Source organism: Streptococcus sp. HSISS2, assembly GCF_000448665.1.
Lineage (GTDB): Bacteria > Bacillota > Bacilli > Lactobacillales > Streptococcaceae > Streptococcus > Streptococcus raffinosi.
On sequence record NZ_CM002133.1, the window covers coordinates 1,065,279 to 1,076,638 of the forward strand.

Sequence of the window (11,360 nt, forward strand, 5' to 3'; positions counted from 1 at the left end):
CACGGATGGTATTGCCATCATACAACTCAATAGTCAACAAATCTGAAGTTGCCTTGGTAGGCGTTAAATTAATAATCTGAATGTTATTTTTGATTTTAGCATCCAGTTGATTTAGCTCTTTTACAAGTTCTTCAATTTTCTTGTCATCATCTATTTTTAAAGTAATAAATTTATCTGGAAGATTTCCTGTTGAAACCGTTCCACCAGTTTTACCACTCTCGAGAATTGACATATAACCATTGCCAGTTTGACGATAAGCCACTATCGGGTATTCTTTTACTGCAATGTTAAATTGATTTGGAAAGTCATAGGTCACATTCGCTTTTTTAATCCAGACATTTGTTTTTTCAACAGTTCTCGCAACTTTGTTCTGATTTAAAAAGACATAACTAATATAATCTGTATCAAGAATACCACTTGCCACTTTCACATCTTCTGGCAAAGCATTTTTTGTTCCTGAGACAGTGATAATCTTTTGCTTAGACCAAGGCGAGATATAGAAGAGTGAAAACACAATTAAAATAGCAGCTGAGAAGACAATGAGACCAGCAAGATTTTGTTGTGCAATAGGAATGTTACTGCTTGATTTCAACTTATTCTTTTTTTTCTTCTTGTCCTTTTTTTCTTTTTAACCTTCTTCTTTTCCGGTACCTTGTTTTCGATTGGAGTATTCTCTTTCTCTATACCTTCAGAATCTTCGCTCTCTTTTTTCTTAAAAATTCCAAGTTTCGCTTCTGCCACTCCGTCAGAACTTGTTTTTCTTGTGAATTTTGTTCCTTTTTTGCCATGAAATTCCTTTATTTATTTGAAATACTAGTTACTAATAGGTGGTAAAAATCATCAGGAGATGTGATTTCCTCAGATTTTGCCATAGCTTCTTTGTAAGTCTTTGCATTTTCAACAAGTTGTTCTAGCTCATCATTCAAAGTTGCCCAACTTAAATCAGGTTCCTGTAATTGGCGGGCATAACCTTTTCGTTCAAAATAAGCAGCATTTTCAAGTTGATCTCCACGGCTAGCTTCTTTCCCCAAAGGAATGATTACATGCAGTTTTTTCATCGCCAATAATTCAAAAATGGTATTTGAACCACCCCGAGTTACTACTAAATCAGCCAAATCCATAAGAGGTTGGTACAAATCTGTTACATAATCAATTCGGTATAGATGAGGTTGTAAGGTATTTAATGAAGAATCACCAGAAATATTAATGACATTGTAGTGTTCAGTCAGTTGTGGAGTATTGCTAATAAAATCATTAAAACCTTTGCACCAGCTGATCCACCGATAAAAAGAACGGTTTTCAAATTGGCATCAAACTGTTTCTTAATATTATCGAGGATATCTTTTTGTCCTGTTTGTGCCACACCAACCTTAGTAATAGCGCCAACATGTTTTGTCTTTGTCAAAGCTTTTGGTTGCTCAAAAGTCGTAAACATCGTAGTCGCAAACTTGTAGGCAATTTTATTGGCTAACCCCATAGAAAGATCAGACTCATGCACATAAACAGGAACTCCTAATAATTTAGAAGCAATCACTGGCGGTACAGAGACAAATCCGCCCTTAGAAAAAAGTGCTTGTGGCCGAATCTTTGCAATAATCGCAATAGATTGAAGGATTCCCCAACCAACTTTAAAAACGTCAAGCATGTTTTGCCATGAAAAATATCGACGTAACTTCCCTGTAGCAATACTGTGGAAGGTAACATCTAAACCAGATTTAGAGATTTGTTCATGTTCGATGCCATGCTTATCACCAATATAGTGAACCTCCCATCCATCTTTGATGAACTTTGGAATTAAGATAAGATTTAGGGTCACATGTCCAACTGTTCCACCACCGGTAAAAACAATCTTTTTCGATTTTGCCATAGCTTATCCCTTCAATTGCTCAACCGTTGCGATAAATTCATCACCACGCACTTCAAAATTCTTGTACATATCCCAGCTGGCGTTAGCAGGACTCAATAAAACAACATCTCCTGCATTGGCTTGATCAAAAGCAATACGTGTCGCATCAGCTACATCTTTAGCATCAAGATAAGATACACCTGCTTTCTCAGCGGCACGTTTGACACGAGGAGCGGATTCTCCCAAAATAATCATTTTCTTGACTCCTGTAATATCAGGAACGAGTTCATCAAATTCATTACCACGATCTAAACCACCAGCAATCAAAATGACTTTACTATTATCAAATCCAGAAAGTGCTTTTTGAGTCGCCAAAATGTTTGTTGACTTACTATCATTATAGAATTTCACGTCGTTAATGGTATCAACGAATTGAAGACGATGCTTAACTCCTCCAAAACTTGCTAAAGTTTCTTTGATAGCCTGGTTTGAAACACCTGACAGCTTAGAAACCGCAATTGTAGCCAAAGCATTTTCAACATTGTGACTACCAGGAACACCAATCTCATCGGCTTGCATAATCAACTCACCTTTATAGTAAAGACCCCCGTTTTCAAGATAGGCTCCATCTACTTTTTCCACAGTTGAGAATGGAACGACTTGTGCTTTCGTCTTAGTAGCCAACTCCTTAGCAAGATCTTGGTTAAAGTTCAAAATAATGAAATCATCTGAGGTCATTCGATTTTGAATATTCCATTTGGCTGCCACATATGCTTCAAAACTACCGTGATAATCAATATGTGTTGGCATCAAATTGGTAATAACCGCAATGTGGGGATGGAAACTGTTAATTCCCATCAATTGGAAAGAAGACAATTCCATAACTAAGGTGTCTTGAGCGGTCACTGATTGGGCAACTTCTGATGCAGGGAAGCCGATATTTCCTGACAAGACGCCAGACTTACCACCATGATTTAGGACATCAGCAATCATAGTTGTCGTTGTCGTCTTACCGTTTGAGCCAGTTATACCAATAATCGGTGCTTCTGACACTAGGTAAGCCAATTCAACTTCAGTCCAGACTGGAATTCCTTTTTCAAGTGCACGGGCTACCATTGGATTGTCGTAACGAATCCCAGGATTCTTGACCATTAGTTCAAAATTTTCATCCAAAAGCTCAAGAGGATGTCCACCACAAACAACCTTAATTCCTTCTTCAAGAAGAGCCTGAGCCGAAGGGTTTTCCTCAAAAGGTTTTCCGTCATTAACAGTGACAATAGCACCCAACTTAGCCAATAGGCGGGCAGCTGCTTCACCAGATTTAGCCAAACCAAGGACCAAAACTTTTTTATTTTCAAATTGTGTTACTGATTTCATAATTCGTCCATTCTCTCAAATTGTATCATAATCATTTTACCCTTTATCCCAAGCTATTTCAAGGAGTTACCTCTTCTTGGCAAAAGAAAAAGCCAATCTATTCGATTGACTTTTAATCTCATGCTACTTATTTATCTTCATGTTCAGCTTTTTCATGATTAAGCTCTGACATAGCGAAAAAATCTTTCAAGGTGAAATAGCTCAATACAAGCATTCCCACCGTAACAAAGAACTCACCAGGTAAACTGAAGAATTTAATGATTGATAGCACTGCTAAAAGTAGGAGCAATGCTAAGGTAGCCATGACAAAGAGAAGATTCATGGTGTTTTTTACCGACTTTGGTGCAATAAAGAAATAGAATGATGCAATCAATATAGCAACAATCAGATAAAACATCTCTTCTCCTCTCTATATATTATTCAGCTTCTGCTGCTTTTTTCTTACGTTTATTGGCTTTATCACGCTCTGCTTTATTCAAAATTTGTTTACGCAAGCGGATAGATTCAGGCGTTACTTCCATGTACTCATCGTCATCCAAGAATTCAAGTGATTCTTCAAGAGTCAAGATACGTGGAGTCTTGATAACAGCCGTTTGGTCCTTAGTTGCTGAACGCACGTTTGTCATTTGTTTTGCTGTAGTGATATTGACACCAAGGTCATTTTCACGAGCATTTTCACCAACAATCATACCTTCATAAACTTCAGTACCTGGGTTAACAAAGATTGTACCACGTTCTTCGATACGCATGATTGAGTAAGTTGTCGCTTTACCTGTATCGATAGAAACAAGGGCACCACGGTGACGGCCACCAATTTCACCAGCAACAACTGGCAAGTATTGGTCGAAGGTGTGGTTCATGATACCGTAACCACGTGTCATAGACAAGAATTCAGTAGAGAATCCAATAAGTCCACGAGCTGGTACGAGGAAGATAAGACGTGTTTGACCGTTACCAACCATCTGCATATCAAGCATATCACCTTTACGTTCTGAAAGGGCTTGGATGATAGAACCTTGGTACTCTTCTGGAGTATCAATTTGAACACGTTCAAATGGCTCACATTTCACACCATCAATTTCTTTGATGATAACTTCTGGACGAGATACTTGAAGTTCGTATCCTTCACGACGCATTGTTTCGATAAGGATTGACAAGTGCAATTCACCACGACCTGAGACAGTCCATTTATCTGGTGAATCAGTTGGATCAACACGAAGAGAAACGTCTGTTTGCAACTCTGCCAAGAGACGCTCTTCAACCTTACGTGATGTCACGTGTTTACCTTCACGACCTGCAAATGGTGAGTTATTAGCCAAGAAAGTCATTTGAAGTGTTGGTTCGTCAATACGAAGAACTGGCAATGGTTCAACAGCATCAGTTGGTGTAATTGTTTCACCAACGAAGATGTCTTCCATACCTGAGATGGCAATCAAATCACCAGCTTTTGCTTCTTCAATTTCACGACGTTCCAAACCAAAGAAACCGAAAAGTTTAGTAACACGGAAGTTCTTTGTTGTTCCGTCAAGTTTTGAAAGGGTAACTTGGTCACCAACTTTTACAGTTCCACGGAAGATACGTCCAATACCGATACGTCCAACGAAATCATTGTAGTCAAGAAGTGACACTTGGAATTGAAGAGGCTCATCTGAGTTATCTACAGGAGCTGGGATGTGGTCAATAATAGTGTCAAAGATTGGAGCCATAGTGTGCTCTTGATCAGCAGGGTTATCCGACAATGATGATGTTCCGTTAATCGCTGAAGCATACACAACTGGGAATTCCAACTGATCATCATCAGCACCAAGCTCGATGAAAAGTTCAAGAACTTCATCAACAACTTCTTCAGGACGAGCTGATGGTTTATCAATCTTGTTAACAACAACGATAGGTGTCAAGTTTTGCTCGAGTGCTTTTTCAACACAAAACGTGTTTGAGGCATTGTACCTTCGTAGGCATCGACAACAAGGACAACCCCATCAACCATTTTCATGATACGTTCAACTTCTCCACCGAAGTCCGCGTGACCTGGTGTATCCATGATGTTGATACGCGTACCGTTATAAGCAACGGCTGTATTTTTGGCAAGGATTGTAATTCCACGTTCTTTTTCAAGATCGTTTGAGTCCATTGCACGCTCATCAAGCTCTTTACGCTCGTCAAGAGTGTGTGATTGTTTCAACAATTCATCAACAAGTGTTGTTTTACCGTGGTCAACGTGGGCAATGATGGCTACGTTACGGATATCTTCTCTAAGTTTAGTCATTTTTTCCTCTTTAATTTTTATTTCAACTTTTAAAGTATACCACATTTTCAACAAAATGGCAGAGCTCAGCTGATTGTAAACGTTTTTCAACAAGAAAAAGGTGCTGTCCACCTATAATTGGTCAGACACACCTTCTGTCATTCATTAGTTATCAATTGTAAGTGCAAGGCTAGCAGCTCCAATGATACCAGCATCATTTCCAAGCTCTGCTAATTTCACTTTTGTTGTACGGCGAACTTGTGGGAATGCATAACGTGTAAAGTATCCTTCAACACGGCTACGCAAGAATTCACCAGCTGCTGAAACACCACCACCGATTACAACTGAATCTGGGTTAAGAATATTTGAGATATTTGCTGTTGCAAGTCCTAGGTATTCAGAGACTTTGTCAACGATGCTATTAGCAAACTTGTCGCCTTCGGCAGCGGCAACGAAAATATCTTTACTTGTTACTTGCTCACCATTATCTACAGCAGCTTTAATAGAAGAGTTACCTTCATATCCTTCTGCTAAATGACGTGCCAAACGTACGACACCTGTTGCAGAAGCTACAGTTTCCAAGCATCCTTTGTTTCCGCAAGTACATTCAAATCCTGTTTCAGGCTCAACGATAATGTGGCCAATTTCACCACCAGCACCGCCAACACCATGAATCAAGTTACCATCAGCGATAACGCCGCCACCAACTCCTGTTCCTAATGTCACAAAGACAACATCAGGATTGTTAGCACCAGCACCAACCCAACGTTCACCGAGGGCAGCAACGTTAGCATCATTATCAATGGCAAATGGAATACCGAGTTCTTTTTCGATGACAGATCCAACTTCTTGAGTTTCTGCCCAGTTCAAGTTGAAGGCACCAGTAACCGTTTTATTTTCACGATCAACAGCTCCTGGAGAACCCATACCAATTCCAATGAAATCTTCTGCAGTAAGTCCGTACATTTCCAAACGGTGTTTCAAAGACTCCACGATGTTAGGGACGATGTGACGACCATTTTCAAGCGTATTTGTTTCAATCGCCCATTTTTCTTGCACTTCACCTTCTGAAGTCAAAATACCAAATTTAACAGTTGTTCCACCAAGGTCAATTCCCAAGAGTTTTTACTCATTTTCTTTCTCCATTTCAATGCGATGTTCACGTCGTAAAATCATTTCAGCAGTAAGGTAGCTGTCCTTGTCCACCAAACCATTCTGGTAGAGGGCTTCTAATTCAATCTTCATCATTTCGATATCATAGAGCCTTTTTCCCAGGTAAACTACTATGCCAAACTGTTTCAACAACTGTTGAACGTCATATAAAGTTTTCATAGCAATATTTTAGCAAAAAGCTTCTGCCATGACAAGATAGTTTTGAAAACCTTTACAGATTATTGTATACTTCAAAAAAGACCTAAGTCATTTAGACTCAGGTTATTGACAATTCGGGCAAATCCCATGTAAAATCATCTGTTCACGAGTAATGCGAAATCCAGTTTGTGATTCTACCTCTTCCTTGAAAGACGGAATCGGTAAGTCTAAGTCAGTAATGTGACCACATTTTTCACAAACAATGTTTAAGTGGTCATGTCCCATAAAATCATAATAGGTTGTATTATCATTATTAACCTTGATTTCAGAGACAATCCCTTCTTCAACCAACACCTTCAGGTTGTTATAGACCGTCGCCAAACTCATCCCAGGATTGTCAGGGAGTAGGTCATAATATATCACATCTGCACTAGGGTGTTGATCAGACATCATCAAATAGCGAATAACAGCTTTACGAGATTCCGTCAACCGAATTCCTTTAGCTTTTAACTGATTTAGGACATCTTCATAAACGCCTAGACTACGTCGATGCTCAGACATATCGCCGCCTCCCCTCTTCTAAAAGTATTTTACGTCTATTATACACTTTTAGAGGAACTCTTGACAATCATCTTAACTCAAAAATGCTTATCTCAAGCCTGGAGCTTGTCCAAGTTCTGCAGTCAACATCCAGATTGTCTTATCAATTTCAGATTTAGCTGCAGTGAAGATATCATTTGAAGGAGCATCTCCTTCTTCATCTGTGATATCCAAACCAACTTGGAACAATACTGACAAATATTTGTATGTATCAACCAATAATTGGATTTGATCAGACATTGGTTTATCAAATGTACCAGTAGTTTCAGTCAAGCCTGAATTAGATGAAAATTCTACCAAAGTTGAGTATGGTTCCCCACCAATAGTAATCAAACGTTCACTAACAACATCAAGGTGAGCATTCAAACTATCCATCAATTCATCCATTTTTGGATGAAGATAGAGGAAACCAGGACCACGCATATACCAATGAACTTGGTGAACAATTGAAGCCGCTACAGACAAATCAGCAACTGCTTGATTCAAAACTGCTTTAGTTTTTGTATATGAAGGTGTTTCAGCTTGTTGGTTAACTGTTTCATTGATTGTTTCTTTAATTGAATCTACCATATTAATTCTCCTTATTTAGAATTACTATTATTTATACTTTTATTTTATAATATTTCTAAATAAGATGCAAGTAAAATGCTTTTTCTCACTCTTTTTCGAATAATTAGGTATGTTAAGTATTATTTATTTTTTCTAGGAGCCTCTTTAGGTTCATTTATCGGACTAATTTGTGATCGTTTTCTTGAAAAGTCGATTATTTTTCCTAGTAGTCACTGTAGTCACTGCAAGCATCAGTTGTATTTTTTCGAGATGATCCCTATCCTCTCACAACTTTTCTTAAGATCTCGATGTCGTTCATGTCAGACTCCTATCCCTCTTCGTTACCTCTTTATGGAACTATTTTGTGGAGTAATATGCCTTCTATATTTTTATGACTTTTTAAGTCTTGAAGTAACCTACTTTCTTTACTTCAGCCTTTGTCTATCAATTTTTGATTTGAGACATAAATCCTATCCGCTTCTGATTTGGATAGTTGGAACAGTCCCACTCTTATTCATGGGCAACTACTACCTCACATTTGCCTTGGGGATTACCATCGCTACCCTTTCTTATATGAAACATCTAAATATTGGGGAAGGAGATTTTCTCTATTTAGCAAGTGCCTCCCTTATTTTCCCATTTTCAAAAATACTACTTATTATCGAAATTGCCTGCCTATTAGGACTAGCTTACTTCCTTCTACGAAGAAATCTCAAGGAATGCATCGCATTTGTCCCATTTCTTTTTCTAGGGATAGTACTTCTTACTTTTTGTTCAATTATATAGAAAAAAAGCCGATAAATTCGGCTTTTCTTTATTAGTTCATATTGACACGGTGCCACTCATTAATGACATAAGAGAGCATTCCTAATTGTTGGAGACCCCAACCGCTGATTTCATCTGAATTTTCAGTTGATCCACCAAGGTAACGTGTATAGATTGCAACCATATAAGGTGTATCTTCCATAACGATAGCATCAACGTTAAGTGCTTCACGGACATAACCTGGTTTTTGATAAATTGTCAGATTAGGAAGATATGTCTTGTAGTACTCATTAGGGAATGACTCACCAATGTAGTGAAGGATATCCTTGTAATTATCTTGATGTTTCCAGAGATAATCCAAAACTTGAATGTAATAATCTGTTGTTGTCTTATTACCATGCATTTGGATAGTCTTCACTTCACCTTTTGATTTACCGTATTTATCGAGCATACCATAGAATTTTTCCATACCACCAAGGCGTTCCGCCAAAGCGTAGGCAGGAGTATTCTCAGAGTATACAAGAGAATATTCTTGCATCTCTGGAATAGTCATTGAACCACCGAAAGCAGCAACATAATTATCATGCTCACCTTGGTATTCATACTCAGTATTAGTAATATCAAAACGTTCAGTTAAAGAAAGTTTACCCTTATTAACCTCATCCATGACAAGCATGTTTAGTGGCAATTTATAAGTTGATCCTGCAGTCATTGGCTGAGTATCATTCATAGAGAATTGCTCATTTGTCTTGGTATTTTTATACGAAAAGGCAATTTGGCTAGACTCAATACCTTGGTCAGCCATAAATGCTTCAACCACTTGGTTCAATGTCATGTTAGCATAATCATAATACAAGCCATTACCATACATGGTATCTGCATCTGCTTCCATGACGGCTTGTTTAGCTTCGGCTGATTTATTAGTTGGAGTTACCTTTTCCTCTTTTTCTTTGTCTTCTTTTTTAGTGACTTTAGAACTAGATCCGAAGATATTTCCAATACCACCAGTGTGACCAGCTTGTTTACCACGTCCTGCTAAAGCAAGCATGGCAACAAACAGAAGAATTACCAAAACACCTAGGAAGGCTAAGATAATATAAGCTTTTTATCATCACGAGATGATTTTGATTTAGCTTTAGATTTCTTAGAGCGCTTACTTCTAAGTGCCAAAGTTTCAGTTTTTGCTTCGTCTTCCTTGTGTTCAACTGGTACTACTGTTTCCTCAGCTGACTTCTTGTCTACTGATTTTTTAGAAGTCTTTTTAGCATCTTTTTTCGATGCTTTTTTGTTGTCTTTCTTAGCGCCTTTTTTGACATCTTTTTTAGTATCTTTAGTGTCTTTTTGAAGGTCTTGTTTTACCGAATCTTTCTTTTTATCTTTAGTTTTTCGGCGGCTTCCACTATACTTTTTGCTTGAATGTTTTTTCTTTTTTTCATAACAATTATAGTTTAAGCTATAATTCACTAAAAATCAAGGAGATTTTACAATCATATTACAAAAAATTATCCCCAATAGTGAGGATAATTTTAAACGGCTCTATAATTTCTGTAGTGGGTAAAACTACTGTAGAGATTATAGAGCTTTTTGAATGCAGACAAAAAGTCCCATAAGAACTATAATGAAAAGCAACCAAACCATCATTAGGAAGAACTTATGAGACTTATTAAGAATACCACAGAATTAATCGGAATTAAAGACCAAAATATCAATATTTCACTTGTTTTTGAAACTGATACTCATATCGAGATTCAAGCAAAACTCGATTCCCCTGCACCATCATGTCCTCATTGCCATGGAAAGATGATCAAGTACGACTTTCAAAAGCCTTCTAAAATCCCTCTTCTTGAGCAAGCTGGAACTCCAACACTACTACGTCTGAAAAAACGTCGTTTCCAGTGTAAAAGTTGTAGACGAGTCACGGTAGCTGAGACATCTATCGTTGAGAAAAACTGCCAAATCTCCAATCTAGTCCGACAAAAGGTTACACAACTCCTAACTGAGAAGGTGTCATTAACGGATATTGCCAGAAGACTTCGCGTGTCAACGTCCACTGTCTATCGTAAACTCGACCAGTTTACTTTCAAGGAACATTATGACAAACTCCCAGCTATTATGTCCTGGGATGAGTTTGGCTTCAAGAAAGGGGAATTGGCTTTTGTGGCACAGAACTATGAGACAAACGAACTCATAACTATACTTGATAATCGCTGCCAAACTACTATACGAAACTACTTTTTGAAGTATCCATTGAAAGTCCGACAACAGGTACAGTTTATCACTATGGATATGTCTGGAGCTTATATGCCACTGGCTCGCAAGCTCTTTCCAAACGCCAAAATCGTTCTTGATCGATTTCACATTATTCAGCACCTTGGTCGAGCCTTTTTAAAGACAAGAATTGCGATTATGAACCAGTTTGATAAGAAGTCGCTACCTTATCGAGCTTTAAAAAATCACTGGAGACTCTTCCAAAAGGACAGCCGTAAGTTATCTCTCAATCCTTTTTACTCAAAGACCTTCCATCAAACATTATGCCCACATGAAGTCGTTGAGAAGACACTGAATTTCTCAGAAGAACTCACCAATTATTATAACCTCTATCAGCTTTTGCTTTTTCACTTTCAGGAGAAGAGAGGGGATGAGTTTTTTGAACTCATAGAGGAGAAT

General features: G+C 38.0%; 10 protein-coding genes and 3 pseudogenes. 2 read left to right on the forward strand and 11 right to left on the reverse strand.

Annotated elements, in window-relative coordinates:
* The 10 genes and pseudogenes from HSISS2_RS04665 to HSISS2_RS04705 all read right to left on the reverse strand — a co-directional run.
* A partial coding sequence (locus tag HSISS2_RS04665; protein WP_240472056.1) for an FtsQ-type POTRA domain-containing protein occupies positions 1 to 592 on the reverse strand: 592 nt, incomplete at its 3' end.
* Positions 589 to 741: a hypothetical protein gene (locus HSISS2_RS11745; RefSeq protein ID WP_240472057.1), complete on the reverse strand. Its 153-nt coding sequence runs from the start codon at positions 739 to 741 to the stop codon at positions 589 to 591. The genes HSISS2_RS11745 and HSISS2_RS04665, both read right to left, overlap by 4 nt.
* A gap of 56 nt (positions 742 to 797) precedes the next feature.
* Positions 798 to 1,867: pseudogene (locus HSISS2_RS04670) on the reverse strand (UDP-N-acetylglucosamine--N-acetylmuramyl-(pentapeptide) pyrophosphoryl-undecaprenol N-acetylglucosamine transferase).
* Positions 1,868 to 1,870: 3 nt separating this feature from the next.
* Positions 1,871 to 3,223 carry a UDP-N-acetylmuramoyl-L-alanine--D-glutamate ligase gene (gene murD / locus HSISS2_RS04675; protein ID WP_021145633.1) on the reverse strand — a complete coding sequence of 451 codons (1,353 nt, stop codon included), beginning with the start codon at positions 3,221 to 3,223 and terminating at the stop codon, positions 1,871 to 1,873.
* 127 nt (positions 3,224 to 3,350) lie between these two features.
* Complete coding sequence (locus tag HSISS2_RS04680) at positions 3,351 to 3,620, reverse strand: DUF3165 family protein (RefSeq protein ID WP_002884134.1); 270 nt, start codon at positions 3,618 to 3,620, stop codon at positions 3,351 to 3,353.
* Between the two features lie 19 nt (positions 3,621 to 3,639).
* Positions 3,640 to 5,489: pseudogene (gene typA / locus HSISS2_RS04685) on the reverse strand (translational GTPase TypA).
* 144 nt (positions 5,490 to 5,633) lie between these two features.
* A complete protein-coding gene (locus HSISS2_RS04690; RefSeq protein WP_021145636.1) occupies positions 5,634 to 6,587 on the reverse strand; it encodes an ROK family glucokinase in 954 nt (317 codons plus the stop codon).
* A 6-nt stretch (positions 6,588 to 6,593) separates the two neighbouring features.
* The gene (locus tag HSISS2_RS04695) at positions 6,594 to 6,800 is read right to left on the reverse strand and encodes a YqgQ family protein (protein WP_014634249.1); all 207 of its coding nucleotides are present in this window, start codon (positions 6,798 to 6,800) and stop codon (positions 6,594 to 6,596) included.
* Positions 6,801 to 6,902: 102 nt separating this feature from the next.
* The gene (locus HSISS2_RS04700) at positions 6,903 to 7,340 is read right to left on the reverse strand and encodes a Fur family transcriptional regulator (protein WP_002884117.1); all 438 of its coding nucleotides are present in this window, start codon (positions 7,338 to 7,340) and stop codon (positions 6,903 to 6,905) included.
* 87 nt (positions 7,341 to 7,427) lie between these two features.
* Positions 7,428 to 7,949, reverse strand: coding sequence for a Dps family protein (locus tag HSISS2_RS04705; protein ID WP_014634248.1), 522 nt, complete (start codon positions 7,947 to 7,949; stop codon positions 7,428 to 7,430).
* A gap of 75 nt (positions 7,950 to 8,024) precedes the next feature.
* On the opposite strand from HSISS2_RS04705, the gene HSISS2_RS10855 reads away from it, so the two are divergent.
* Entirely contained in the window at positions 8,025 to 8,714 is a 690-nt protein-coding gene (locus HSISS2_RS10855; protein ID WP_021145638.1) for an A24 family peptidase, read from the forward strand.
* 31 nt (positions 8,715 to 8,745) lie between these two features.
* Here HSISS2_RS10855 and HSISS2_RS04710 read toward each other — a convergent pair.
* Positions 8,746 to 10,157 (reverse strand): annotated as a pseudogene (locus tag HSISS2_RS04710) (serine hydrolase).
* Between the two features lie 189 nt (positions 10,158 to 10,346).
* On the opposite strand from HSISS2_RS04710, the gene HSISS2_RS04720 reads away from it, so the two are divergent.
* Positions 10,347 to 11,360, forward strand: a 1,014-nt coding sequence (locus HSISS2_RS04720; RefSeq protein WP_240472058.1) for an ISL3 family transposase, incomplete at its 3' end; no start/stop codon positions are given.